Raw genomic sequence first — 23434 nt, 5'->3', positions numbered from 1 at the left:
CCGGCGTACGACCATAGCCAGTTCGGATCCTCGCGATGGACCGTCGTGGCCGCGTGTTCCGAGGCCGGCACGGTGGAGGCGAGTTCCACGATCGAGATCGCCGTGGTCCCTCGTGAAGCGCTGGGCAGTGAGGAGGTCGAGGCCGCCCGCCACGGAAAGTACAGGGAAGCGGTAACGTGCGACTTCTCGACCGAGGAGTCGTGACCGGCGTCCGTCCCAGTGGGCTTCGCCCCGCAGCCGTAGGCGCCGTCCGTGACATCAAACGGTTGCCGCGGACAACCATCGTTACGGCTTCGTGATGTGCAGAAGGCCCCGGGCGTGCCCAGACTGGACACAGACCAGCTGAAGGACAAACCCGGCCTCGAGCCGGTACGACCCGAGGGGAAGCCATGTCCCGCACCACCGTCAGCCCGCCCGCCGCCCGCCCCGGCCCCCGCCGCGCCCTGACCGGCGCCGCGCTCGCCGGGCTGCTCGCGCTCACCGCGTGCGGGTCCCAGGGCCCGGGAACCGGGGACGACGACGGAAGCGGCGCCCCGGCGTCGTCCGCGTCCTCCTCGGCGCCCCCGAGCGCGAGCGGCTCCGCCTCGCCGGGTCCGGGCGCCCCGACGGAGTCCACGCCGGCCCCCGAGCCCTCCGCCGACGCCGGCGGGATCTCCATGGAGGGCTGGAAGACCTGGTCCAAGTGGGACCTGAGCTTCAAGTACCCCGCCCAGTGGAGCGTCGAATGGCACCCCTACGACGTCGAGAACGAGTACTCCAGCTACGACGTGTTCGACGCCCGCGGCAAGCTGATCGCCACGTTCGCCGGGGTCTCCGCGACCGATACCGACGGCGACATGGGCACCTACGAGTACACCGACCTCGAGCGCACGCCCCTGCCCGGCTTCGCGGACGGCGACCCGGTGCTGATGTTCGAGCACATGGACATCACGCAACCGGACGACCTCCCCGAGGGTGCCGACGTCGAGGACTCCCAGCGCGCCCGGCTCATGCTCACCGACGAGTACACGGTCGACCAGCGCGGTGACCGGCCGACGCTCTCCGGATTCCGCTTCAGCACCGAGCGCAACCCGGACTTCGTGAGCGCCGAGGGGTTCCTGGACTTCAACGGGATCGACCCGACGGCCGTCACCGTCGACCAGGCCCGGGAGTTCATGAAGACCGAGCGCTACCGGGCGCTGCGCCAGATGATGCTCTCGCTCGAATACACCGGATAGCCCGCGCGAATCGCGCGCCGCCCGGCCCGTCGGATAGGCTCCGCTGTGGAGAGGCGAGGTGGTTCGATTGGCCCAGAAGACCGAGGAAGTGGTGCTGCTCGGGGCGTACCAAGAGCCCATCGGGACGGCCCCCAAGGCCACCGTGCACACGGAGGCCACGCCCCTGCATCTGGCGTTCTCGTGCCACGTGTTCGACGCCGACGGGCGCGTCCTGGTGACCCGCCGGGCCCTCGATAAGAAGACCTGGCCGGGCGTCTGGACGAACTCCGTCTGCGGCCACCCCGGCCCGGGCGAGCCCGTCGAGGACGCCGTGCACCGGCGCGCCGGGTTCGAGCTGGGCCTCGAGATCGAGGACCTCGCCGTGGCCCTGCCCGAGTTCAGCTACCGGGCCGTGGACGCCTCCGGGATCGTCGAGAACGAGTTCTGCCCCGTCTACACCGCCCGCGCGGCCGGCGTCCCCGATCCGCGGCCGAGCGAGGTCTCCGAGTTCCGCTGGGTGCGGCCGGGGGACCTGGCGGCCGCGGCCGCAGCGGCGCCGTGGGCGTTCAGCCCGTGGATGGTGTGGCAGCTCGAGGAGTTCTCCCGCCGCGGGCTCGGGCTCTACGCGGGCTGAGGCCGGCGCCGGGCGCGTGGCGCCCGAGGTGGCGTCAGCGCCGGCCCTGGTTCCAGTCGGCCAGGGAGATGCGGTCGACGCCGAACACCTCGCCGAGCGCGGACCACTGGTTCCCGCCGAGGCGGGCCAGGGGATCGAGCTTCGCGGCGTCAGGCCGGCCCTTCTCGTTGAGCGCCTCCTCGGCGACGGCGATGTGCCGCACGAGCCCGAGCACCAGGAACGAGTTGCCGACCTCCACCACTCGTTCGAGCCCGCACTCGATCGCGGCCGGCGAATCGGCGACGCGTGGAGGGGCCACGGTGAGGCTGGCCTCGGGCCGGACCACGGCCTCCGCGAACTCGCTCGTGCCGTGCGGGAAGGACGTGCCCGTGGCGTTGACCTGGGTCAGCAGCTTCCGCGGCGCCAGGTTCACCACGAACTCGCCCGTGGCCTCGACATTGCGCAGGGTGTCCTTGCGGGCGGTGGCGGTGAACTGCACGATCCCCGGATCGGTGGAGGCGACCGTGAAGAAGGAGTGCGGGGCCAGGTTCGGTACGCCGTCGCCGTCGATCGTGGAGACCCAGGCGATCGGGCGGGGCAGGACGAGCGCGGTCAGCAGGCGGTAGACGGCCACGGGATCGAGATCGGCGGCGGAGTAGTCGATGCGCATGCCTCCATCGAAGCACACTGGGCGGGCGGATCGGCCAGGAGATCCAACGACGTCGGGCCGCACCCCGGCGGGTGCGGCCCGACGAACGGCAGCCTAGTTCGCGACCGTGAAGCGGCGGTGGCGGTTCTTCGGCTCCTCGAGCTCGTCGAGGACGGCGACGGCGAAGTCCTGGGTGGAGATGCGCTCGCCGACCGGCGAATCCACGCCGGGCTTGTACTGGCCCGTGCGCTCGCCGGGGGCGATGACGGGCGCGGGGGCGAGCATGGTCCAGTCCAGGCCGGACGCCGAGTTGTAGTTCTCGAGCACGGCGACCATGGCGCGCGCCTCGGACTCGTACTCCGCGGGGAAGCCGGGCTGGTCCACCAGGAGGCCGCCGTCCACGACGGTCCCGCCGGCGCCGCCGACGACGAACACGCGGGCCGGGACCAGGGTCTCGCTGATGGCCTCGTGGGCGTCGACGAAGTCCTGCGGGTCGCCGCCCTCGCGGGACGGCGGGACGGAGAACACCACGGCGTCGTGCTGGGCGGCGAGCGTCCGGTAGGCGGCGAGGTCGCCGAGTTCCGCGGCGGCAGACGCGGCGCCTTCGACGGCCCGGCCCTTCCGTGACACGGCGGTGACCTCGTGGCCGCGGGCGAGCGCCTCGGCGACGATCTGGCTGCCGACCATTCCGGTGGCTCCGTAGACTGCGATCCTCATCTGCATCCCTTCGTCCGTGGGGCGTGCGCCCCTGTTGCGCGGGCCTCTCCCCGCGGTGGCGGGCTCCGTGGCCCGACGACTGCAATGGTATCTATTTGATACCGGGCACTTCAACGTCATATGGTTACCCCATGGATACCCCGGCGGCGTTCAACGTGATGATCCCCGACTGCCCCTCCCGCGTGGTCCTGCAGCGGATCGGCGACAAGTGGACGCCGCTTGTGCTGCATGCCCTGGCGGACGGCCCGCTGCGCTTCACCGTGGTGCGGCAACGCGTCGGAGGGGTCACTCCCAAGGTACTGACGCAGACGCTGCGCGCCCTCGAGCGTGACGGATTGGTACGCCGCGAGGTCCACGCGGAGGTCCCGCCGCGGGTCGAATACGAGCTGACCGGCCTCGGGCGGACCCTGCGTGGCCCGCTCGAGGCCGTGCGCGAGTGGGCCGAAGCCAACGCGGGGTCCATCCTCGACGCGCGGGACGCCTACGATTCCCTCCACGGGGTCGGCGCATGAGCGCCGCGTGGCTTGATGCGGCCACGACCGTCCTGTTGCGGGACGGCGCCGCCGGTCCCGAGGTGCTGCTGTTGGAGCGGCTGCGCCACCGGGGATCCTTCGCCGGCGCCTGGGTGTTCCCCGGCGGGCACGTGGACCCGGAGGATGACGACGGCGGGGCCGGGCCGGGCGCGTCGGCGGAGGAGGCGCTGGGGCGGGCGGTGCGACGGGCCGGCGCCCGCGAGGCGTGGGAGGAGACCGGTTTGCGGCCAGATCCCGAGGAGCTCGTGCCGTTGTCCGTGTGGATGCCGCCCGCCTCGGCGCCGAAGCAGGTGCGGACCTGGTACTTCGTGGGCACCGCCCCGGAGGGCGACGTGGTGGTCCACGACGCCGAGCACCATGGATACCGCTGGCTGACGCCGGCGCGGGCCCTCGAGGAGCATGCGGCGGGGCGGATGCAGCTCGTCCCGCCGACCTTCGTCACCCTGACCCGTCTCGCCGGGCACCCCGACGCCGCCGCGGCGCTCGAGGCGGCGCGGGCCTCCGGCGTCGAACGCTATTCCAGCCGCCTGCTCGAGGCCGGCGGACGACGGCTTGTGCTCTGGGATGGCGACGAGGACTACGACCGCGCGGACCACGCCGCATCAGGCCGGACCGCATCCGGCCCGATCGATTCCGGCCTGACCGGAGTGGACGAGGCCGGGGTGGACGAGGCCGGGGAGGGGCGGCCCGCGGCGGCCGGTCCCGCCGGAGCGCGCCACCGCCTGGACGTCACCGGGCTGCCGTGGCGCTACGAGCGGACCGTGTGAGGCGCCCCGGCCGCCGGCCCGCCCTGGCCGCGGCCGCGGTGCTGACGGTCGCGCTCGGCCTGGGCGTCCGGGGCCTCGGCGAGGGGGCGTGGACCGGGCCCGCGGGCGACGCCTTGTATGCGGTCCTGGTCTACGTCCTGGTCGCGTTCGTGCTTCCGCGCCGGCCCCGGGCGTTCGTGGCGCTCCTGGCCGTCGGCGTGTGCGCGGGCATCGAGCTGTTCCAGCTCACGGGCCTCCCGGCGGAGCTCGGCCGCGCGTGGCCGCCGGCCCGGCTCGTCCTCGGCACGACGTTCGGCCTGGCGGACCTGGCCGCGTACGCCGTGGGCGTCGCCGCGGCGTGGACGGCCGACTCGGCCGCGGACCGCCCCGCACCCTAGACCGGGACCCGCCTCACAGCCTCGACCACGACGCACTCCGCAGCCTTGACCGCGGCCCGCCCCACCGAGACTCGACCACGACTGACTCCACACCCTCGCGCCCAGTTCACGTCATCTCGGCGAGACAACCAACCGGAAGCGACAGCACGGGGTAGACCCCATGGTCTCGCCCAGTAGACGTGAACTGGGCACGGGGGGGGAATTGGGGACGGGGTGTCAGGCGTTGGAGACGGCCTTCGCCAGGACCGGGGCGAGGCGCTGGACACCCTCGCGGATCTTGTCCGCCGCGACCGCACTGAAGGCCAGCCGCAGCTTGTTGCTCGGCGCGTCGCCCGGCGAGAACGCGGCCCCCGGAATGAAGACCACTCCCGCCTCGATCGCCTCATGCAGCAGGGGGTACGTGTCGACGCCCTCCGGGAGGGTGACCCAGATGAAGAAGCCGCCCTCCGGCGTCGTCCACTCGACGCCCGCCGGCATGAACTCCTCGAGCGCCGCGAGCATCGCCGCGCAGCGCTCCGCGTAGAGGGCGCGGTACGCGTCGATCTGCCCGCGCCAGTCGTGGCCGTCGAGGTAGGCGCTGACGATCATCTGGTTCAGCGTCGGCGGGCACAGTGTCACGGCCTCGCTCGCGAGGTAGAAACGGCGGTGCAGGTGGCGCGGCACGAGTGCCCAGCCGATCCGCAGGCCCGGGGCCAGGATCTTGGAGAACGAGCCCATGTAGAGCACGTCTTCCGGGTTGTCGGCGCGCAGCGGGCGGTGCGGGGCGCCCTCGAACTTCAGCAGGCCGTAGGGGTTGTCCTCCATGACCAGGATGTTGGCCTCGCGGCAGATGTCCACGATCCGCTGCCGGCGCTCGGCGGACAGCGTAATGCCGGAGGGGTTGTTGAAGCTGGGGATCGTATAGAGCAGCTTGATCGAGGCGCCCTCGGCCCGGAGCTCGGCGATGCGCCGCTCGAGCTCCTCGGGGACCAGTCCGTCCTCGTCCACGGCGACCGGCTCCGCACGGACCTGCTGCGCCTCGAAGGCGTTGAGCGCGCCGACGTAGGTGGGGTCCTCGACGAGGACCACGTCGCCCGGGTTGCAGAAGACCTTGACCGCGACGTCCTGCGCGGACTGCGAGCCCGTGGTCACCACGATGTCCTCGGCGGACGCGTCGGTGATGCCCTCCTCCGCCATGACCTCGCAGATCTGGCGGCGCAGCTCGTCGGTGCCCTGCCCGCTGCCGTACTGCAGCGCCGTCAGCCCCTGCTCGGTGACGAGCCGGTAGGCCATCCCGCCGATCTTCTCGAGCGGCAGCGATTGCAGGAACGGGTTGCCGCCGGCCAGGGAGACCAGGCCGGGGCGCAGCGAGATCTCGAAGACGTCCCGGACCGCGGACTGCTTGATGTTGGCGGCGCGCTCCGAATACAGCGATTCGTGGCGGTGTGCGGCGCCCGCGCGGGCGAGGGCCAGATCGGCCTCGGTCGCGAGCTGCTCGCCGGACGTGGTGGAGGGGGTCAGGGGTGTGGTCACGGACACATTCTAACCACGGAGGTTGCCGAATAGGCAACGGTTGTAGCCTCAGGCCAGTAGTGCGACGCACCCTCAGCCGCTCGCGTCGAGCAGCCGCCCGATCGGCGTCCCGTCCACGAGCACCACGGCCTCGCCGACCCCGGCCGCGAACCGTGCCGTCTCCTCGAGCTGCTCCCGCAGGCGCGGGGCATCGCACGTGCCGGCCGAGACGAGCCGGCCCGTGAGCATCACCGTCACGCTATCGCCGTCGACCGTCGCCGAGACGAAGCGCAGCTCGGAGCGAGCCAGGGCATTGACGAGGCCGGCGTCCCGTGGCGGGGTCCCGGCGTCGAGCAGGCGTTCCAGGGACGCCTCGAGCTGGTCCGTGAAGCGCACGGGCTCCGTCGCCGCCGCCACAAGCGAGTCACCGCACCCGATCCGGCGCCCCGCGATCCCGCGGTCGTCGAGGGCCACGTAGTACACGGTCAGCGCGGCCGTCGCCGGGCTCGGGGCGGAGGCCCGGGGTACGACGGCGTCCGCCTCCGTTCCGGCCGCGGGTTCCGTGGCGTCAGGCCCGGCATCGGGCCCGGTTCCGGAGGAGGAGCCCGGCTCGGCGGTGGGGCTCGGCGGAGCGGTGGACGACGGCGGCTGCGTTCCCGGGGCGGCGCATCCGGCCAGCAGCAGCGCGGCGGCGATCAGGGCGGCGCCCGCCCGCGACGTCGCCGTTCGCGCAGAGGGCCTTCGCACGGTCGGCGGTCGCCCGGTGACTGCTCGCGCGGTAGCTGCTCGCCCGGTAGCGCTCCACGCGCTCGTGGCGCGGGCCGATGCCAGGTGCCTCATCCGCGTCCTCCCGCCCCCGGCCGGTCCCGTGCTGGCGGGCCGGCGTCGCTTCCTGGGGCCAGAGTAGGACCGCATCCGCGGCGGCCACAGCACGGCCGGGTGGCGGATCGGGCAACGATCCGGCACCGGACCGGACGGGCGGACGGGGCTCAGGTCACGGCGAGGGCTCGGTGTCCGGGGCGGCCACCGGGGTGCCCGTCTCCGCGGCGCTGGCCTCATGCTCCGCCTGGGCGGCCGTCCGGGCCGCTTCCCGCGCCGCGAGCCAGGCCTGCACGTCCTCCGGCCTGATCCGCCGGTGCGTGCCGCGGTACTGCACGGGGATGGTTCCGGCGTCGGTGAGCTGGCGCATGTACGTGTTGGAAACGCCCGCGAGCTGCGCCGCCTGCGAGGTGTTCAGCCAGCGCTCGGCCGTGCTCACCGAGACCGATTCGTGGCCCGCAAGCCGCTCCAACACGTCCACGACGGCGGCGACGGCACCGTCCGGCAGGCGCACCGCGGTCCCGTCGACGAACACGGTCACGTCACCGGACTCCTCGAGGGCGCGGGCCAGCCGGTCCGCATCGGACGCGGGCAGGGCGGGGTGCCGGGTGGTCTTGGTCAGCGCGGAGGTCTCGGCGGGCATGGCACCATCATGCCCCGGCCGCGGCGCCCGTGCCGGCCGCCGCATACTCGAGGCGGTGCTGGAGCACCTTGCGCAGCCAGTGGTAGGAGGCCTTGGGCGTCCGCGCGAACGTGTCCCGGTCCACGTGGACCAGCCCGAACTTCTGCCGGTAGCCCGCCGCCCACTCCCAGTTGTCCATGAGCGTCCAGATGAAGTAACCGCGCAGTTCCAGGCCCTCCGCGGGACCGCCCGGACCCACGGCGTCGAGCGCCGCAAGCAGGTGCTCGTAGAGGTACGCGGCGCGGTTGGCGTCCTGCACCTGGCCGTCCAGCGGCACCTCCTCGAAGCTCGCCCCGCCCTCGGTGATGTAGACGGGCGGCAACTGCGGGTAGCGCTCGCGCATCCGGCCCAGCATCACTCCCAGGTGGCCGGGGACGACGGGCCACCCGTAGGCCGTCTTGGCCGCGTGGGGCCACTCGACGACGTGCAGCGGGCTCGGCGCCGAACCGTCCACGGAGCCGCCCGTCGGCAGGACCATCGACGCCGGGAGCGGGCCGTCCCTGCCGGGCCCCGCGGCCACGAGCGTGGGCATGTAGTAGTTCAGGCCGTAGAAGTCGAGCGGCGCGGAGACCACGGCCAGGTCGCCGTCCTCGATCTTCAGGCCCGCGACCCCGGCCACCGCGTGGACCGCCGTCGGATAGTCGCCGAGCAGCACCGGATCGGCGAAGATCCGGTTGTACGTCGTGTCCACCAGGTCCGCCGCCGTCCGGTCCAGGATGCTCCCCGGGTCCCTCGGCTCGACGGGGGAGTGGACGTTGGAGAGGCCGATCCCGCCGGCCACGCCCACGGCCCGCAGCGCCCGGGCGGCGAGCCCGTGGCCCAGCAGGAGGTGGTGCACGGAGCGCAGGGCCGCGACCCCGTGGTTCCCCGCCGGGGCGTGGACGTCCGCGGCATAGCCGTTGCCCGCTACGGTCGCCGGTTCGTTGACGGTGCACCACCAGCGCACCCGGTCCCCGAGGACGCGGCCCACCTGCTCCGCGTAGTCCGCGAAGCGGTAGGCGGTGTCCCGCTCCATCCATCCGCCGGCCTCCTGCAGGTACTGCGGGGTGTCCCAGTGGAAGAGCGTCGCCATCGCCTCGATCCCGGCCGCGCCGAGCTCGTCCAGCAGCCGGTCGTAGAAGTCCAGTCCCTTGCGGTTCACGGTCCCGCCGGGCTCCGGGATGATCCGCGGCCAGGCCACGGAGAAGCGGTAGGCGTCGAGCCCCAGGCCGCGCATGAGCCCCACGTCCTGCGGCATCATCCGGTAGTGCTCCACCGCCCGCCGCGCGTCCGAGCCGTCCACGGTCCGGCCGCCGTCCGCGAGCCACGCGTCCCACACCGATTCCGTGCGCCCGTCCTCCCGCGTCGCGCCCTCCACCTGGTAGGCGGCCGTCGCCGCCCCCAGGACGAAGTCCGGGGGAAGCCGCCGCGCGAGCGTGCGGGCAGAGATGCTCAACTCGACGTGTGCGGGACCCAGCTGTTCGGGCGCGACCGGGGCCCCGGCGTCGTACGGAAGGGCGGACATAGGGACATTGTCCACCCCCGCCGCCCCGTGCGTAAGATTCCCGGCCGGTTTCCCTTGCGGGCCCCGCGGGCCGTACCGTGGGAGGACGGTCTAAAGAAAGTACTGACCAGCTGCGAACGCGCCGCGCGCCGACACCCCCCGGCCGGCCACCGCAGAGCAGGCAGGATCACACGCGTCCAAAGGCGGCCGCGGATCCCGCGGAACCCGCGCCATGCCCGCCGACCGATCAGACACTTTCACAGGAGCAGCCCCATGCCCACCGCCACCACGCCCCAGACCGCCCCCATCACCGACGCCGAGATCTTCGAGGCGCACGAGGGCGGCAAGCTCAGCGTCGAAACCACCCGCCCGCTCGATTCCAAGCGGGCCCTCTCCATCGCCTACACGCCCGGCGTCGCTCAGGTCTCCCGCGCCATCGCCGCCGATCCGGCCCTGCACGCCACGCACACGTGGGCCTCGCGCCTCGTCGCCGTCGTCTCCGACGGCACCGCCGTCCTGGGCCTCGGGGACATCGGCGCGGCCGCGTCGCTGCCCGTCATGGAGGGCAAGTCCGCGCTGTTCCGCGAGTTCGGCGGGCTCAACTCCATTCCGCTCGTGCTCAACACCACCAACGTCGACGAGATCATCGAGACCCTGGTCCGGCTCCGCCCCAGCTTCGGCGCCGTGAACCTCGAGGACATCTCCGCGCCGCGCTGCTTCGAGCTCGAGGAGCGGCTCATCGAGGCCCTCGACTGCCCCGTGATGCACGACGACCAGCACGGCACCGCCGTCGTCGTCCTCGCGGCGCTCACCAACGCCGCCAAGGTCACCGGCCGGGAGATCTCCCAGCTGCGCGTCGTGATCTCGGGCGCGGGCGCGGCCGGGATCGCGATCGCCGAGATCCTGGTCAACGCCGGGGCCGGCGACGTGCTGCTGCTGGACTCCAAGGGGATCATCCACCGCGAGCGCGACGACCTCAACGCCATCAAGGCCCGCTACGCCGTCAAGACCAACAAGGAGAACCTGATCGGCGGGATCCGCCAGGCCCTCGACGGGGCGGACGTGCTCGTCGGCGTGTCTTCGTCGAAGGTCGCGGAGGAGGACCTCGCGCGGATGGCGCCGGAGGCGATCGTGTTCGCGCTGTCCAACCCGGACCCCGAGGTCATGCCGGACGTCGCCGCGAAGTACGCCGCCGTCGTGGCCACGGGCCGCTCCGACTTCCCGAACCAGATCAACAACGTCCTCGCCTTCCCGGGGATCTTCCGCGGGGCGCTCGACGCCGGCGCCCGACGCATCACCCCGGCCATGAAGCTCGCCGCCGCTCAGGCGATCGCCGCGCTCGCCGCCGAGGACCTCGCCCCGGACCACATCGTGCCCTCGCCCCTGGACCCGCGGGTCGCCGACGCCGTGGCCGCCGCGGTCGCCGAGGCCTCGCGGGAGCAGTAGCGCCCGACCCCGCCGGGCAGGACCGGGGAACGACGCCGGGGCCGCACCTTCGCTTCAGAAGGTGCGGGCACGGCGTGCCCACTTCACGTCGTCTCGGCGAGACAGCCGGCCGGCATCGAGAGCACGGGGTCTACCCCGCGCTCTGGCCGGCAGGCCATGAGCTCGCCGACAAGACGTGAACTGGGCGGGGGTCGGATGCCGTCATCGTGTACGGGTCGGGGAGCGGGCGTGGACGGCCTGCCCACTTCACGTCGTCTCGGCGAGACAGTCGTCCGGCGTCGAGAGCGAGGGGTCTACCCCGCGTTCTGGCCGGCAGGCCATGAGCCCGCCGAGACGACGTGAACTGGGCCGGGTATGTCTCGACGGGCCCGCGACGTTCCGGCGTGATCGCGGGACGGCCGAGCAGCGGACGCAAGGGAACGACGCCGGGGCCGCACCTTCTGAAGCGAAGGTGCGGCCCCGGCGTCGTACTGCTGGGCAAGCGGCGTCAGCGGCTCACGAGCTCCGCGCGCTCCCGCGCCACCTTGGCCTCGTGCGCGGCCCGGATCCGGGCATGCTCCGGATTGCGGCGCAGCAGCAGATAGCCGGCCCCCAATGCCACAAACCACAGCGGCGTGAAGAGCAGCGCCTGCAGCGTGTCGGTCTGGGTCGTCAGCGCCCAGAGGATGAACACGAAGAAGCCCATGACGACGTACGGCATGAACGACCCGCCCGGCATCTTGAACTTGCTGGCCGCGTGCAGCTGCGGGCGGCGGCGGCGGTAGACGATGTAGCTGACCAGGATGATGGTCCACACGAACATAAAGCACAACGCGGAGACCGTCGTGACCATCGTGAACGCCTCGGAGACGCTGCCCTCCGCGTACAGCAGGACGACGCCCGCCAGCAGGAACATGCAGGAGAACAACAGCGCGTTCCGGGGCACGCCGCGGCGCGAGAGGATGCCGAAGCGCTTCGGCGCGTCGCCCTCCAGCGCCAGGCCGTAGATCATCCGCGACGTCGAGTAGATGCCCGAATTGGCGCTCGAGGTCGCCGACGTCAGGACCACGAAGTTCACGACGCCGGCCGCGCCGACCAGGCCCGCAAGGGCGAACATGCCCACGAAGGGGGACTCGTCCGCGGTGAAGCCCGTCCACGGCCGGACCGCCATGAGGATCACGAGCGCGCCCACGTAGAAGAGCAGGATGCGGATCGGGATCGAGTTCACCGCGCGCGGCAGGTTCTTCTCCGGGTCCTTGGTCTCCGCGGCCGTCGTGCCGACCAGCTCGATGCCGACGAACGCGAAGACGGCGATCTGGAAGCCCGCGACGAAGCCCATGAAGCCGTGCGGGAACATGCCGTCGTGGGCCCACAGGTTGGAGAAGGAGGCGCGCGCGCCGTCGTGCTCGAAGCCCGTGATGATCATCGCCAGGCCCACGACGATCAGCGCGAGGATCGCGACGATCTTGATCAGCGCGAACCAGAACTCGGTCTCGCCGAACGCCCGCACCGTGGGGAGGTTGAGCGCCACGAGCAGCAGGATGCACGCCAGGGCCGGAATCCACAACGGCAGGTCCGGCCACCAGAACGCCACGTAGTGCGCGATCGCGACGACGTCCGCGATGCCCGTGACCACCCAGCAGAACCAGTAGGTCCAGCCGGTGAAGAAGGCTGCCCAGGGGCCCAGGATGTCTCCGGCGAAGTCGCCGAAGTTCTTGTACTCCGTGTTGCTCAGGAGCAGCTCGCCCATGGCGCGCATGACGAAGAACAGCATGAAGCCGATGATCATGTACACGAAGATCACGGACGGGCCTGCGACGGAGATCGTCTTGCCGGAGCCCATGAACAGCCCCGTGCCGATCGCCCCGCCGATCGCGATGAGCTGGATGTGGCGGTTGGAGAGCGCGCGCTGCAGGTGCGGGGCCTCGTCCTGGGGTCCTCCGCCGGCCGGACGCGCGTCCGTGGTGTCGGTATGGGTCATGGAACTTCCTTGGAACTCGGGTGGAACTCGGTCGGGGGCGCGCGCATCCGGACGTGATCCGGACAACACAGCAAACCGTTCGAGGGTACGCCCCGCAGCCAGTGGGACCGTGTGGCGGATCCCGGGGTCCGGCGTCGTCATGCGGTAAACGACGGGCCCCGCGCGGTGAGCAGCGCCCAAGGTGGGCCATGCCACAGGGCCGGGCATCGCCGTCGTCCGGCGGGGAAGGCGCGTCAAGCAGTGGAACGCCGCGCGCGCAGGTGAGTAGGCTGGACGCATGTCCCTCCGCAACCGCCGCGCGGCCTCCCTCCCCGCCAAGCTCTCCCGTTCCTGGCTGCTGGTGAACGCCGCCAAGCCCGAGACCTACGCCCCGGCGCTGGCCTCCGAGGCGGACTCCGTGATCTTCGACATGGAGGCGGCCGTCCCCGACGACCAGAAGGACGCAGCGCGGGCGAGCGTCGTCGAGGCGCTGAACAGCGGGATGACGGCCTGGGTGCGCGTGAACGGCATCGACACCGACTTCTGGGCCGAGGACCTCTCCGCCCTGTCCAAGACCAAGGGCCTGCGCGGCGTCATGCTGGCCATGACCGAGAAACCGGAACAGGTCACCTACACGGCCATGCGTCTGCAGGCCGGCACGCCCGTGCTCGCGCTCATCGAATCCGCGATCGGGATCGAGAACGCCACCGCCATCGCGTCCGCACCCGGTACGTTCCGCCTCGCGTTCGGTACCAACGACTTCCGCAAGGACACGGGCGTCTCCGACGACCCGCTGGCGCTCGCGTATGCCCGGGGCAAGCTCGTGGTGGCCTCGCGCGTCGGCCAGCTGCCCGGCGCCATCGACGGCCCGGCGCTCGGCACCGCGGCGCGCGACGAGGTCCACGAGGCCTGCCGGGTCACGGCGTCGATGGGCATGACGGGCAAGCTCGCCCTGAACGTGGACCAGGTCGACGACGTCAACAAGGGCCTCTCCCCGAGCGAGGACGAGCTGTCCTGGGCGCACGAGCTGCTCGTGGCCCATGCCGAGGGTGCGTCCGTCGGCGACGGCTCCTACCTGCCCCGCCTGGCCCGAGCGCAGAAGATCGCCGACCTGGCCGACTCCTACGGGCTCTGGAACGCCTGACCCGCGACCGCCGACTCACGGCCCGCCGGACCTGCCGCGCGGCCCCGCGCATTCTCACCCACTTCACGTCATCTGGGCGGCACCACGTTGATCGGGCCCCCGCGATTTGCCCAGTTCACGTCATCTGGGCGAGACCGCGGTTTGCTGGCGACCGCATGGCGTAGACCCCGTGAAGTCGCCGACGCTTCGTGAACTGGGCGGACGAGGGCGGGCCGCCTGACCGCACAACGACAGCTAGCTGGCAGCAAGGCCCGCCGTGCGGCCGGCCGCACGGATCGCCGGCTGCAGATGGGCGACGAGGCGGTCCTTGAGCCTGGGGTCGTCCAGATCCTTCCACCACAGGTTCAGCGGCTTGAGTCCGGCCTCCATGAGGGCGGCCTCCCGCTTCCTTTCGGCGAGCACCTTGGACTCGACGCTCCCGTCGAGCGCATACTTGCCGTCGCCGTGGACCTCGACGACCAGGCCGAACTCGGGCCACGCGAAGTCGGGCCGGTAGACGCTGCCGTTGATCAGGTACTCGCGCTGAAGCACCGGAGCAGGAAGCCCGAACTCATGCATCAGGAGGCGGAGCCTCGACTCGGCGGGCGACTCGGAGCGCCGGTCCGCGAAGTCGACGGCGAACGCGGCCCGACGGACGCCGCGCGCCTTGGGCGACTTCTCGAGGAGGTCACGCAGCTGTTGTCGGGAAACGCCCCGGCGCAGGACCGAGTCGAGCAGGACGACGGCGGCAGACATCGGCAGCACGCGGGCACAATCGGCCGCCGTCTGGAGGAGATCCGTGGTCCGCAACCCGTTGACGGTGGCCAGCCGCCGATCCGGATAGCGCAGGCTGTGGTTCACCGTGACGGGAGTTCCCTGGTCTCGTCCGCGCCGTCTGGGCCGTGCCACGTGGATCGCGGAGTCGACACGGTAGAGGTCAAGCTGCCAGATACGCGCTGCCGACGTGAAGCAGTAGATGGGCGGCGCCGCGGCGGTCAGCGCGTGCGCGTGGATGGATACCACGGACCGGTCCCAGGGCCGAAGGGGCGCGTAGGCGTCGGCCGATACGTAGACCCCGCGCCGGATGCGGATCAGTTGGCCCGATTCGCGGGCGAGCCGCACGTCGTGGGCCAGGAGGCCGCGGGAGGCAAGCTCGGTCGACGTCGTGAGCTCGTCGACCGCCTTCGCCAGCCGCTTCGGATAGTACGTCGTGGATTCTAGGAGAGTGTGCATGCGACGATGCTGCCCCGCAGTCCACCCGTCCTCCGGCCCGCATGCGCTGGTTGTGGATAACGACATCGTCTGGCCGGCAGTGGCGGGCGAGTCGACTTCACGTCGTCTCGGCGAGGGCGTGGGGTGTGCGGCGTGGTCTGGCCACCCCAAGGTTGTCTCGCCCAGTAGACGTGAACTGGGCCGGGGTGGGTTTGGACGGGCGTCGGGGGGTAGGTGCGTGGAGAGGCGGGCGGGCGTGGAGAGGCGGGTGGGCGTGGAGAGGCGGGCGGGCGTGGAGAGGTGGGGCCGGCGGGCGGGTCAGGGCTCGACCAGGATGCCGTCCTCGTCGCTCCACAGCCGGGCTCCCGGCCGGAAGACGACGCCGCCGAACTCGACCTCGACGTCCACCTCGCCGACCGAGTCCTTCGCCGACTTGCGCGGGTTGGAGCCGAGGGCCTTCACGCCCAGCTGGAGACCGGCCACGGCCACGCGGTCCCGGATCGCCCCGTGGATGACGACGCCGGCCCATCCGTTGGCCACCGCGGCCTCGGCGATCATGTCCCCCATGAGCGCCGACTCGAGCGAGCCGCCGCCGTCGACCACGAGGACGGCGCCGTCGCCGAGGGAGTTGAGGATGGACTTCACCAGCCCGTTGTCCCGGTGGCAGCGGACCGTCCGCACAGGCCCCGTGAAGCGGGGCAGGCCGCCCAGGTTCAGCAGCGGGAGGGAGACGGATTGCAGCGATTCGTCGGCGTCGAAGAGGTCGCACGTCGTGAAGTCCATGGGCCCAGCGTAGGCGAACCGACCGCGCCCTGGCAGGCCCGTTGCGCCGTGCGGGCGGGCGGTGGAGACTGGCGGCAACGAGCAGCGGCCAGCGGTGGAAGGAGGACGCGTGGGCCTCTACGCCAAGCACGTCCTGCCGCGGCTCCTCCACGCCAGCTGCGGCAACCACGAGCTGGACGCCCTGCGCGCCGAGGTCTGCGCTCCCCTGGCGGGCCGGGTCGTGGAGATCGGTTTCGGCTCCGGATCCAACATGCCGTTCTACCCGGACGCCGTGGAGGCGGTCGACGCGGTCGAGCCCTCCGGGACCGCCTGGAAGCTGGCCGGGCCGCGCCTCGCGGCGTCGCCCGTCCCGGTCCGGCGCAGCGGGACCGACGGCCAGGCCCTGCCCTACCCGGACGCGTGCTTCGACGCCGCGCTGAGCACGTGGACGCTGTGCACCATCGAGGACCCAGCGCTCGCGCTGGCCGAGCTCCGCCGCGTCCTGGTGCCGGGCGGGAGGCTGCTCTTCCTCGAGCACGGGCTGGCCCCGGACCCCGAGGTGCGTCGGCTCCAGCACCGGATCGAGCCGTGGCAGAAGCGCCTCGCCGGCGGGTGCCATCTGACGCGCCGGCCCGTGGAGCTCCTGGAAGACGCCGGCTTCGAGATCACCGCGGTGGAGTGCTTCTACCAGCCCCGGGTGCCGCGGTTCGAGGGGGCGGTCTGCCGCGGGACCGCGGTCAGTCCCTGAAGCCCCGGCCCTGTGCGGCCAGGGCCTCGCGGAGGATCGCCACGGCCTTGGGTCCGACCCCGTGGAGGGCCAGGAGCCCGCGTTCGCTCCGGGCGGCGACGTCGTCGAGCGTCGTGATGCCCTCCGCCCTCAACGCGGCGGTCGCGGGCCGCCCGATCGCCGGCAACGCGTCGCCGCCCCGTGGATCGCCCCCGGCCTCCGAGCCGCCGCCGTACCGCTCGGCTTCGAGGCGTTTCGGCGCCTTGGCCAGCCACGCCTGAAGGAGGAGCCCGTTCAGGTCCTTCCCGCCGATCCCGTGGAGGGGCACGCGGATGCCGATCGGCGTCCCGTTCCGCATGAGCCGCTCGGCCACCGGGTGGGCGGCCAGCGCGGCGCCGGCATCGGCGTCGGACAGGTGGAGCTGGACGTGGGCATCCCGGGTGAGCACGGCGAAGTTCCGCCCGCGCACGGCGAACGACGGCAGGCCGAAGTGCGTTCCCTCCTCGACCTCGGGCAGGGACAGGGCGCTCTTGCGGGCGTGGGACCGGGTCGTCATGTCACTCCGCGACGATGCGGTTCCGCTGCGTGCCGAGGCCCCCGATCTCGGTCTCCAGCACGTCGCCGTCGACGAGCCACGGGTGCCGTCCGGCCTCGTTCCGCCGGCCCAGCGCGACGCCGGCCGGCGTGCCGGTGAGGATCAGGTCGCCGGGGCGGAGGGTCACCATCGTGGAGAGGTAGGAGACCAGCTGCGCCGGCCCGAACACCTGGTCCGCGACGGAGTCCTCCTGCACCACCTCGCCGTTCACGCGCGTCGTGATCCTCGCGGCGGGATCGAACTCGTCGGGCGTCACCAGGAACGGGCCGACGGGTGTGGAGGCCTCCCAGCACTTGCCCTGTGTCCACTCGCTCGTCCGGCCCTGCCAGCCGCGCATCGAGACGTCGTTGGAGACCGCGAAGCCGGCGATGTGCGCGGGGGCGTCGGCCTCGGAGATCCGCCGCCCGGCGCGCCCGACGACGATCGCGAGCTCGCCCTCCCAGTCGATCCGGTGGTCCTCCGCCGGGATCCGCACGTCGTCGTGCGCGCCCGCGAGCGAGTCGGCGAACTTCGTGAAGACGGTCGGGAAGCGCGGCTCCTCGCTGCCCGTCTCGGCGATGTGGTTGCGGTAGTTCAGCCCGATGCAGAAGACCTTCGACGGCGCGGTGACCAGCGTCGCGAACGCCGCGTCCCCCAGCGGCACCCGCTCGGCCGCCGCCTCGAGCGCGGCCCGGCGTCCGGCGTCGTCCGCGGCCAGGAAGGCGCCCACGTCCGCGAAGCCCGGCAGGAGCGCGGCGGTGTCCCCGAGGACGACGGCGGCGCTCGTCCCGCGCGTAATGCCCGCCTCGGCGGGCGGCTCGGGGGAGGGCTGGCCGGCGGGCAGGCGGAGCGTCGCGAGTCTCATGGCCCCATCCCATCACACGGCCGGATTCAATATGAACAGTACGGCCGCAGCGCCGTCATGTGCCGCGGGCCACCCGGCGTCCTTGCTAGGTTGACTCATCGAGTCAAGAACGTGCTGGCCGCGCCGAACCCGGCCGGCCGCGGAGAAGGAGGCAGGCATGACGAGCGTCAAGGAAGGCGAGCCGTCGCTGAAGAAGGTGCTGGGGCGCCTCGACGTCCTCGCGCTCGGCTTCGGGGCGATGATCGGATTCGGCTGGGTGGTGCTGACCGGAGACTGGCTGTCCAACGCCGGCACGATGGGCGCCGTGCTGGCCATGGTCACGGGCGGCGTCATCATGGCCGTCGTGGGGCTCACCTACGCCGAGCTCTGCGCCGCGATGCCCAAGGCCGGCGGCGAGCACAACTACATCATGCGCGCGATGGGCCCGCGGCCGTCGTTCATCGGCTCGTGGGCGATCATCGGCGGCTACGTCACGATCGTGGCGTTCGAGGCCGTGGCGCTGCCGCGGACCGTTGAGTACATCGTGCCCGGGCTCAGCCAGGTCCCCCTGTGGACCGTGGCCGGCGACCACGTGCACCTGACCTGGGCGCTCGTCGGCGCCGTCGCCGCCGTCGTGATCACGTGGATCAACATCCGCGGCGTGAAGGAGGCCGGGATCGCGCAGAACTTCGTGGTGCTGTTCCTCCTGGCCATCGGCGCCGTCATGGTGGTCGGCGCGTTCACGGGCGGCGAGCCGGCCAACATGGAGCCGTGGTTCACGGGCGGGACCGCGGGGTTCTTCGCCGTGCTCGTCGTCGTCCCGTTCCTGTTCATCGGCTTCGACGTCATCCCGCAGTCCGCCGAGGAGGTCAACATCCCGGCCCGGCAGATCGGCCGGCTCGTGGTGCTCTCCGTGGTGCTCGCGACGGTCTGGTACGTCATGGTCATCCTGACCACGTCCTCCGCGATGCCGGCCGGCGAGCTGGCGGGGGCGGACATCGCCACCGCCGACGCCTTCGGCGTGCTGTTCGGCTCGGACATCATGGCCAAGGTCCTCATCGCCGGCGGCATCGCGGGCATCCTGACCTCCTGGAACTCGCTGCTGCTCGGCGCCTCGCGGCTGATGTTCTCGCTGGCCCGCTCCGGCATGCTCCCGGCCTGGTTCGGCCGCCTGCACCCCAAGTACTCCACGCCGCACAACGCCCTGATGTTCATCGGCGCGCTGAGCTTCATCGCGCCGTTCTTCGGGGCGGAGATGCTCGGCTGGCTCGTGGACTCCGGGGCGCCGAGCATCGTGCTGGCCTACACGCTCGTGGCCGTGTCCTTCCTGATCCTGCGCCGGCGCGAACCGGGCATGGACCGGCCGCTGCGCATCGGCGGCCGTGGCCAGGGCGGCATCGCGATCGGCATCGCCGCCGTGATCCTCGGCGCCGCGCTGTTCAGCCTCTACATGCCGGGCATGCCCGCGCAGCTCGGCCTGCAGCCGTGGATCCTGTTCGGCCTGTGGTGGGTCGTCGGACTCGTCTTCTACCTGCGCGTTCCCGGTGGGGTCGCGGCCGGGGAGGACGCGGAGGAGCGTTTGCTCGCGAAGCTGCGCGGCAAGTAGCCCGTGCCCGGTCCGGACTGCGGCGTCCGGTTCCGCGCAGTCCCGTCCTGCGGGGGCTCGTTTCGCGGCGCTCCGGCCCGTGGCGCCCCGGCCCGCCACGCCGCGACGGCGGCGAGCAGCAGGCCCGCGCACAGGACGGCGCCGTGGGCGATCCGCAGGCCGGCCGGGGCGAAGAACTGCGGCAGGTAGAGGGCCAGGGCGCTCCCGGCGAGGACCCCGCCCCAGCGCGCGAGGGGGCCGGAGCTCAGGAGCGCGCGGGCGAACTGGACGCCGACGACGGCGAGGCACGCCAGGCCCAGCCCGAACGTGGTCATCGCGAACGGCGCGTAGCGGAACGCGTCGGCGATGGACAGGACCGCCGGGTCGCCGGTGTCGACGGCGTAGCGCCCGAGCTCGTTCAGGCCGTACGCCTCCACCCCGTAGTAGGGCAGCAGGAGGACGACGGCGGTCCACGACCACGCTTCCATCGCCCGCCCCGGGCGCGGGGGTCCTTCGGAGACGGGGTGGGCGGCCCTGCCCGGGCCGGCCGTGCCCGAGCCCGCGGAACTCGTCCGGTCCGCGCCGGCAGCTCGGCTTCCGGCGGCGGCGCGGAGCCCGAAGGCCAACAGCGTGAAGCCGGCCATGCCCAGCGCGTGGGACGCGAGCCAGGCCGTCGAGGCGAAGTCCGCGGCGCCCTCGGGTCCGGCCTCGGGGCCGTAGGGGCGCAACGCCGGATAGAGGATGAAGGCCAGGCCGGAGGCGGCGTAGAACGCCGCGGTCGTGCGGTCCCGAGTGAGATGGCGGCGCATGGGCTGCCCTTTCTGTGAGCACTGCTCTCTATTGATGGTTCGAGTGTCCACCCGGCGTCGGCGAATTGCAAGAGCGGTGCTCACTTAAGTGACCGGTGATCCCGAATATGGCAAGCTGTCTCCATGCCCCAGGGACCCACGCCGCGGCAGCGCGCCCGCGCCGACAACATCGCCCGGATCAAGGAGCTCGCCCTCGGGCAGCTCGCCGAGTCCGGGGCAGCCGATCTCTCGCTCCGGGCGATCGCCCGCGAGCTGAACCTGGTCTCCAGCGCCATCTACCGCTACTTCCCGAGCCGCGACGAGCTCATCACCGCCCTCATCGTCGACGCCTACAACGACCTCGCCGCGTCCCTCGAGGCGGCCGGCTCCACGCGCGCCCCGCATCGCGTTCGGTGGTCGGCCGTCACCGGCGCCTTCCGTTCCTGGGCCCGGGAGCAGCCGCATCGATTCGCGCTGGTCTACGGCTCGGCGATCCCCGGCTACCGGGCCCCCGGCGACACGATCGAACCCGCGGCCCGCGTGGTCCGCGCCTTCTGCGCCCCGGCGGTCCGGGGTCCGGGCGCCCGGTTGCCGGGAGGGGCGGCGGATGGGCTGGCCGGGCAGCTCGACGTCTTCGCCGACGCCGTCGGCGTGGAGCGCGACCCCGATGCCGTGCTCGATCTCGCAGCGGCGTTCGCGAGGATGGTCGGCGCCGTCCAGCTCGAGCTCAACGGCCATTTCGTCGGCACCTTCGAGCCGGCCGACGCGCTCTTCTCCCGGTTCGCCGAGCGCGAGGCGGATGCGCTGGGACTCTAGCCCCGGCGTCGTCCTCCGCCGCCCCGCCCGTCCCCCGGCGCCCCGGGACTAGAGCCGGTCCACCGGCACGATCTCGACGTCCCGCAGCGCGCCCGCGTCGGCGACCGCCCGGAGGTAGGTGCAGGCAGGCTGGCGGCGGCGGTCGGTCGGGGAGCCGGGATTGAGCAGGCGCAGGCCCGTCTCCGCGACCGTGTCCCACGGGATGTGGCTGTGCCCGAACACCAGGACATCGGCGTCCGGGAACCGCTGCGCGCAGCGCGCCTCCCGCCCGCGCGCCGGCCCCGTCTCGTGGGTCATCGCGAAGCGGACGCCGTCGAGCTCGAAGCGCGCCGTCTCCGGCAGCCGCGCGCGCAGGCCGGGCCCGTCGTTGTTCCCCCACACGCCGATCAGGCGCCGCGAGCGCGCCTCGAAGGCGTCGAGCGTGGCCTCGTCGACCCAGTCACCGGCATGCAGGACCACGTCGGCGTCCTCGATCCGCTCCCAGAGCTCCGGGTGCAGTCCGCGGGCGCGCAGGGGCAGGTGGGTGTCGGCGACGATCAGCAAGCGGGTGGCCATGCCCCCATCGTGGCACGGGGCGCCGGGCGTCCGGGGCCCGCCTAGCATGGTGGGCATGGAGCGGACGACGGCGGAGCGCGCGGCCTGGTGGATCAGCGAGCTGTATGCGCCCGCCGTCGTCGCGACCGCGTACCTGCTGAGCCGGCCCCTCGTCGTGCCGGGCATCGGCTGGCCGCACGCCCTCGTCGCGGTCCTGTTCACCACGGTGCTGCCCTTCCTCGGGGTGCTGTGGTTCGCCCGCGGCGGCGTCGTCTCGAGCCGGCACATCCCCAAGCGGCGGCAGCGCTACTGGCCGTTCCTGACCTCCGGCTTCTCGATCCTCGGCGGGGTGTGGACGCTGCGCCTCATGGACGCGCCGGACGCGTTGTTCCTCGATCTCGGCGGGATCTTCACGGGGCTCGTGCTGTGCCTCGTCGCGAACGCGTTCTACAAGGTCTCCGTGCACACGGCCGTCGCGGTCTACGTGGCGCTGCAGTTCCTGGGGCCCGTGCCGGCCGTGGGGGTCGCCGGGCTCGCGGCGGCGGCCGCGGTGGGCTGGTCGCGCCACGTCCTGCGGGCGCACACCCCCGGCCAGGTGGCGGCCGGGGCGGCGATCGGCGTCGCGACGCACCTGCTCCGCACGCTCGTCTACGGCTGAGGCCCGCCGCCCCGGCCCCGCATCACGATCCCGATTTCCGTTGTTTGAGCGGCCCATCACCGCCCGGGAGTGGATAACGTGGGGGGATGGCGGGTGACGGATCGCGATTGGTGTTCGGCTGCATGGGACTCGGCGGCGGGTGGGACGACGCGCCGCCGGACGCCGGCGACCTGGCCACCGCCCACGCCGCGGTCGACGCGGCCCTCGAAGCGGGCATCACCCTCTTCGACCACGCCGACATCTACACGCGCGGCAAGGCGGAAGAGGTCTTCGGCCGGGTCCTCGCGGAGCGGCCCGGCCTGCGGGACGAGATCGAGCTGCAGTCCAAGTGCGGGATCGTGCTCGCGGGCCCCGACGGGTCGGGCGGCCGCTACGACTCCTCGCCCGCCGTCCTCACGGCCCGCGTCGAGGACATCCTGCGCCGGCTCGGGATCGAACGGCTCGACGCGCTGCTGATCCACCGCCCGGACCCGCTGACCCCGATGGAGGATGTCGCGGCCGCGTTCGCCGGGCTGCGGGACGCCGGCAAGGTCGGCCGACTCGGCGTCTCGAACATGTCGGCGGCCCAGATGCGCGCGCTCCAGTCCGCGCTCGGCGAGGCGCCGGCGGTCAACCAGCTCGAGATGGGCCTGCACCGGCGCGATTGGCTCGAGTCCCAGGTCCTCGTCAACCACCCCGAGGGCGCGGCGCTCTCCTTCCCCGAGGGCACGATCGAGTACTGCCGCGCGGAGGGCGTGGAGCTGCAGGCGTGGGGCGCACTGGCCCAGGGACGCTACTCGGGCAGGAGTACGACGCCGGAGCCCGGCCCGGGTGCCGCGCCCCGCCCCGGGAGCGGGGCGGCGTCGCCCGAGGAGGAGGCGTCCGGCGTCGTCCGGGAACTCGCCGACGGCCTCGGCTGCGCGCCCGAGGCCGTGGTGCTGGGATGGCTCATGCGCCACCCGGCCCGGATCCGCCCGGTCATCGGTACCACGAACCCGGCGCGGATCGCCGCGTGCGCCGGCGCGGAGCGGGCCGCCGCGGCCATGGGGGCCGTGGACTGGTACCGCTTGTGGACCGCGGCCCGGGGGCGCCCGCTGCCGTAGGGTCCCGCCGTCGTCCG

The 23434-nt window shown here is 72.6% G+C and carries 26 protein-coding genes; 13 read left to right on the top strand and 13 right to left on the bottom strand.

What is annotated here, in order from left to right; genetic code table 11:
- Positions 1–45 precede the first annotated feature (45 nt).
- From AC0QR5_RS11680 to idi, 3 genes are all read left to right on the top strand, one after another.
- Positions 46–204: a hypothetical protein gene (locus AC0QR5_RS11680; protein ID WP_430633311.1), complete on the top strand. Its 159-nt coding sequence runs from the start codon at positions 46–48 to the stop codon at positions 202–204.
- A gap of 185 nt (positions 205–389) precedes the next feature.
- The gene (locus AC0QR5_RS11675; RefSeq protein WP_329861192.1) at positions 390–1217 is read left to right on the top strand and encodes a hypothetical protein; all 828 of its coding nucleotides are present in this window, start codon (positions 390–392) and stop codon (positions 1215–1217) included.
- A gap of 67 nt (positions 1218–1284) precedes the next feature.
- A complete protein-coding gene (idi, locus tag AC0QR5_RS11670; RefSeq protein ID WP_329861191.1) occupies positions 1285–1830 on the top strand; it encodes an isopentenyl-diphosphate Delta-isomerase in 546 nt (181 codons plus the stop codon).
- 34 nt (positions 1831–1864) lie between these two features.
- Here the strand turns inward: idi and AC0QR5_RS11665 are convergent, their stop codons facing one another.
- Together AC0QR5_RS11665 and AC0QR5_RS11660 are read right to left on the bottom strand one after the other, a co-directional pair.
- Positions 1865–2479, bottom strand: coding sequence for a flavin reductase family protein (locus AC0QR5_RS11665; RefSeq protein WP_329861189.1), 615 nt, complete (start codon positions 2477–2479; stop codon positions 1865–1867).
- A gap of 93 nt (positions 2480–2572) precedes the next feature.
- The gene (locus AC0QR5_RS11660) at positions 2573–3175 is read right to left on the bottom strand and encodes an NAD(P)-dependent oxidoreductase (protein ID WP_329861186.1); all 603 of its coding nucleotides are present in this window, start codon (positions 3173–3175) and stop codon (positions 2573–2575) included.
- Between the two features lie 131 nt (positions 3176–3306).
- Between AC0QR5_RS11660 and AC0QR5_RS11655 the strand changes: the two genes are divergently transcribed.
- Genes AC0QR5_RS11655 through AC0QR5_RS11645 form a run of 3 tightly spaced genes read left to right on the top strand, consistent with a single transcriptional unit; the run spans position 3307 to position 4852 of the window.
- Positions 3307–3687: a winged helix-turn-helix transcriptional regulator gene (locus AC0QR5_RS11655; protein WP_329861185.1), complete on the top strand. Its 381-nt coding sequence runs from the start codon at positions 3307–3309 to the stop codon at positions 3685–3687.
- The gene (locus tag AC0QR5_RS11650; protein WP_329861183.1) at positions 3684–4475 is read left to right on the top strand and encodes an NUDIX hydrolase; all 792 of its coding nucleotides are present in this window, start codon (positions 3684–3686) and stop codon (positions 4473–4475) included. Before AC0QR5_RS11655 ends, AC0QR5_RS11650 begins: the two co-directional genes overlap by 4 nt.
- Positions 4472–4852 carry a ribosomal maturation YjgA family protein gene (locus tag AC0QR5_RS11645; RefSeq protein WP_329861181.1) on the top strand — a complete coding sequence of 127 codons (381 nt, stop codon included), beginning with the start codon at positions 4472–4474 and terminating at the stop codon, positions 4850–4852. The genes AC0QR5_RS11650 and AC0QR5_RS11645 overlap by 4 nt, the downstream gene beginning before the upstream one ends.
- Positions 4853–5068: 216 nt before the next feature.
- Here the strand turns inward: AC0QR5_RS11645 and AC0QR5_RS11640 are convergent, their stop codons facing one another.
- The 4 genes from AC0QR5_RS11640 to AC0QR5_RS11625 form a co-directional block, all read right to left on the bottom strand.
- Positions 5069–6364: an aminotransferase-like domain-containing protein gene (locus tag AC0QR5_RS11640; RefSeq protein WP_430633314.1), complete on the bottom strand. Its 1296-nt coding sequence runs from the start codon at positions 6362–6364 to the stop codon at positions 5069–5071.
- 72 nt (positions 6365–6436) lie between these two features.
- Positions 6437–7090 carry a hypothetical protein gene (locus AC0QR5_RS11635; RefSeq protein WP_329861180.1) on the bottom strand — a complete coding sequence of 218 codons (654 nt, stop codon included), beginning with the start codon at positions 7088–7090 and terminating at the stop codon, positions 6437–6439.
- A gap of 247 nt (positions 7091–7337) precedes the next feature.
- Entirely contained in the window at positions 7338–7805 is a 468-nt protein-coding gene (locus AC0QR5_RS11630) for a helix-turn-helix domain-containing protein (RefSeq protein ID WP_329861179.1), read from the bottom strand.
- 7 nt (positions 7806–7812) lie between these two features.
- A complete protein-coding gene (locus AC0QR5_RS11625) occupies positions 7813–9348 on the bottom strand; it encodes a glycoside hydrolase family 1 protein (RefSeq protein WP_329861178.1) in 1536 nt (511 codons plus the stop codon).
- A 252-nt stretch (positions 9349–9600) separates the two neighbouring features.
- Between AC0QR5_RS11625 and AC0QR5_RS11620 the strand changes: the two genes are divergently transcribed.
- Complete coding sequence (locus tag AC0QR5_RS11620; RefSeq protein WP_329861177.1) at positions 9601–10773, top strand: NAD(P)-dependent malic enzyme; 1173 nt, start codon at positions 9601–9603, stop codon at positions 10771–10773.
- A gap of 487 nt (positions 10774–11260) precedes the next feature.
- Here the strand turns inward: AC0QR5_RS11620 and cycA are convergent, their stop codons facing one another.
- Positions 11261–12733, bottom strand: coding sequence for a D-serine/D-alanine/glycine transporter (gene cycA / locus AC0QR5_RS11615; RefSeq protein ID WP_329861171.1), 1473 nt, complete (start codon positions 12731–12733; stop codon positions 11261–11263).
- 277 nt (positions 12734–13010) lie between these two features.
- Between cycA and AC0QR5_RS11610 the strand changes: the two genes are divergently transcribed.
- Positions 13011–13856, top strand: a complete 846-nt coding sequence (locus tag AC0QR5_RS11610) for an HpcH/HpaI aldolase/citrate lyase family protein (RefSeq protein ID WP_329861169.1) — start codon at positions 13011–13013, stop codon at positions 13854–13856.
- A 234-nt stretch (positions 13857–14090) separates the two neighbouring features.
- Here AC0QR5_RS11610 and AC0QR5_RS11605 read toward each other — a convergent pair whose 3' ends face one another.
- Positions 14091–15068 carry a type IV toxin-antitoxin system AbiEi family antitoxin domain-containing protein gene (locus tag AC0QR5_RS11605; RefSeq protein ID WP_329861168.1) on the bottom strand — a complete coding sequence of 326 codons (978 nt, stop codon included), beginning with the start codon at positions 15066–15068 and terminating at the stop codon, positions 14091–14093.
- A gap of 297 nt (positions 15069–15365) precedes the next feature.
- Positions 15366–15830, bottom strand: coding sequence for a ribonuclease E activity regulator RraA (gene rraA, locus AC0QR5_RS11600; RefSeq protein WP_329861166.1), 465 nt, complete (start codon positions 15828–15830; stop codon positions 15366–15368).
- A gap of 109 nt (positions 15831–15939) precedes the next feature.
- Here rraA and AC0QR5_RS11595 point away from each other — a divergent pair, with 109 nt between their 5' ends.
- Positions 15940–16557, top strand: coding sequence for a class I SAM-dependent methyltransferase (locus AC0QR5_RS11595; protein WP_329861165.1), 618 nt, complete (start codon positions 15940–15942; stop codon positions 16555–16557).
- Here the strand turns inward: AC0QR5_RS11595 and AC0QR5_RS11590 are convergent.
- A complete protein-coding gene (locus tag AC0QR5_RS11590; RefSeq protein WP_329861163.1) occupies positions 16547–17092 on the bottom strand; it encodes an MmcQ/YjbR family DNA-binding protein in 546 nt (181 codons plus the stop codon). The two genes, AC0QR5_RS11595 and AC0QR5_RS11590, sit on opposite strands and share 11 nt — an antisense overlap.
- A 1-nt stretch (position 17093) precedes the next feature.
- Positions 17094–17975 (bottom strand): fumarylacetoacetate hydrolase family protein, encoded by an 882-nt coding sequence (locus AC0QR5_RS11585; RefSeq protein ID WP_329861161.1) that lies wholly within the window; start codon positions 17973–17975, stop codon positions 17094–17096.
- A 157-nt stretch (positions 17976–18132) separates the two neighbouring features.
- Between AC0QR5_RS11585 and AC0QR5_RS11580 the strand changes: the two genes are divergently transcribed.
- Positions 18133–19560, top strand: a complete 1428-nt coding sequence (locus AC0QR5_RS11580) for an APC family permease (RefSeq protein WP_329861160.1) — start codon at positions 18133–18135, stop codon at positions 19558–19560.
- Here AC0QR5_RS11580 and AC0QR5_RS11575 read toward each other — a convergent pair.
- Positions 19482–20348: a hypothetical protein gene (locus AC0QR5_RS11575; protein WP_329861158.1), complete on the bottom strand. Its 867-nt coding sequence runs from the start codon at positions 20346–20348 to the stop codon at positions 19482–19484. The genes AC0QR5_RS11580 and AC0QR5_RS11575 overlap by 79 nt on opposite strands.
- A 123-nt stretch (positions 20349–20471) precedes the next feature.
- On the opposite strand from AC0QR5_RS11575, the gene AC0QR5_RS11570 reads away from it, so the two are divergent.
- The gene (locus AC0QR5_RS11570; protein ID WP_329861156.1) at positions 20472–21143 is read left to right on the top strand and encodes a TetR/AcrR family transcriptional regulator; all 672 of its coding nucleotides are present in this window, start codon (positions 20472–20474) and stop codon (positions 21141–21143) included.
- A gap of 48 nt (positions 21144–21191) precedes the next feature.
- Here AC0QR5_RS11570 and AC0QR5_RS11565 read toward each other — a convergent pair whose 3' ends face one another.
- Positions 21192–21698, bottom strand: coding sequence for a metallophosphoesterase family protein (locus tag AC0QR5_RS11565; protein ID WP_329861154.1), 507 nt, complete (start codon positions 21696–21698; stop codon positions 21192–21194).
- 55 nt (positions 21699–21753) lie between these two features.
- Between AC0QR5_RS11565 and AC0QR5_RS11560 the strand changes: the two genes are divergently transcribed.
- Positions 21754–22335 carry a hypothetical protein gene (locus AC0QR5_RS11560; protein WP_329861153.1) on the top strand — a complete coding sequence of 194 codons (582 nt, stop codon included), beginning with the start codon at positions 21754–21756 and terminating at the stop codon, positions 22333–22335.
- Between the two features lie 86 nt (positions 22336–22421).
- The gene (locus AC0QR5_RS11555; protein ID WP_329861152.1) at positions 22422–23417 is read left to right on the top strand and encodes an aldo/keto reductase; all 996 of its coding nucleotides are present in this window, start codon (positions 22422–22424) and stop codon (positions 23415–23417) included.
- Positions 23418–23434 lie beyond the last annotated feature (17 nt).

The organism is Arthrobacter sp. J156 (genome assembly GCF_056172865.1).
Note: the sequence above shows the minus strand (reverse complement) of the source record. Positions and strands in the feature narration are given on the sequence as shown.

Excerpts from the sequence above, each read along its gene's own strand:
- AC0QR5_RS11675 (WP_329861192.1), top strand. The coding sequence starts at position 390 with ATGTCCCGCACCACCGTCAGCCCGCCCGCCGCCCGCCCCGGCCCCCGC.
- AC0QR5_RS11665 (WP_329861189.1), bottom strand. The coding sequence starts at position 2,479 with ATGCGCATCGACTACTCCGCCGCCGATCTCGATCCCGTGGCCGTCTAC.
- AC0QR5_RS11660 (WP_329861186.1), bottom strand. The coding sequence starts at position 3,175 with ATGAGGATCGCAGTCTACGGAGCCACCGGAATGGTCGGCAGCCAGATC.
- AC0QR5_RS11655 (WP_329861185.1), top strand. The coding sequence starts at position 3,307 with ATGGATACCCCGGCGGCGTTCAACGTGATGATCCCCGACTGCCCCTCC.
- AC0QR5_RS11650 (WP_329861183.1), top strand. The coding sequence starts at position 3,684 with ATGAGCGCCGCGTGGCTTGATGCGGCCACGACCGTCCTGTTGCGGGAC.
- AC0QR5_RS11630 (WP_329861179.1), bottom strand. The coding sequence starts at position 7,805 with ATGCCCGCCGAGACCTCCGCGCTGACCAAGACCACCCGGCACCCCGCC.
- AC0QR5_RS11625 (WP_329861178.1), bottom strand. The coding sequence starts at position 9,348 with ATGTCCGCCCTTCCGTACGACGCCGGGGCCCCGGTCGCGCCCGAACAG.
- AC0QR5_RS11620 (WP_329861177.1), top strand. The coding sequence starts at position 9,601 with ATGCCCACCGCCACCACGCCCCAGACCGCCCCCATCACCGACGCCGAG.
- cycA (WP_329861171.1), bottom strand. The coding sequence starts at position 12,733 with ATGACCCATACCGACACCACGGACGCGCGTCCGGCCGGCGGAGGACCC.
- AC0QR5_RS11610 (WP_329861169.1), top strand. The coding sequence starts at position 13,011 with ATGTCCCTCCGCAACCGCCGCGCGGCCTCCCTCCCCGCCAAGCTCTCC.
- AC0QR5_RS11605 (WP_329861168.1), bottom strand. The coding sequence starts at position 15,068 with ATGCACACTCTCCTAGAATCCACGACGTACTATCCGAAGCGGCTGGCG.
- rraA (WP_329861166.1), bottom strand. The coding sequence starts at position 15,830 with ATGGACTTCACGACGTGCGACCTCTTCGACGCCGACGAATCGCTGCAA.
- AC0QR5_RS11590 (WP_329861163.1), bottom strand. The coding sequence starts at position 17,092 with ATGACGACCCGGTCCCACGCCCGCAAGAGCGCCCTGTCCCTGCCCGAG.
- AC0QR5_RS11585 (WP_329861161.1), bottom strand. The coding sequence starts at position 17,975 with ATGAGACTCGCGACGCTCCGCCTGCCCGCCGGCCAGCCCTCCCCCGAG.
- AC0QR5_RS11580 (WP_329861160.1), top strand. The coding sequence starts at position 18,133 with ATGACGAGCGTCAAGGAAGGCGAGCCGTCGCTGAAGAAGGTGCTGGGG.
- AC0QR5_RS11575 (WP_329861158.1), bottom strand. The coding sequence starts at position 20,348 with ATGCGCCGCCATCTCACTCGGGACCGCACGACCGCGGCGTTCTACGCC.
- AC0QR5_RS11570 (WP_329861156.1), top strand. The coding sequence starts at position 20,472 with ATGCCCCAGGGACCCACGCCGCGGCAGCGCGCCCGCGCCGACAACATC.
- AC0QR5_RS11565 (WP_329861154.1), bottom strand. The coding sequence starts at position 21,698 with ATGGCCACCCGCTTGCTGATCGTCGCCGACACCCACCTGCCCCTGCGC.
- AC0QR5_RS11560 (WP_329861153.1), top strand. The coding sequence starts at position 21,754 with ATGGAGCGGACGACGGCGGAGCGCGCGGCCTGGTGGATCAGCGAGCTG.
- AC0QR5_RS11555 (WP_329861152.1), top strand. The coding sequence starts at position 22,422 with ATGGCGGGTGACGGATCGCGATTGGTGTTCGGCTGCATGGGACTCGGC.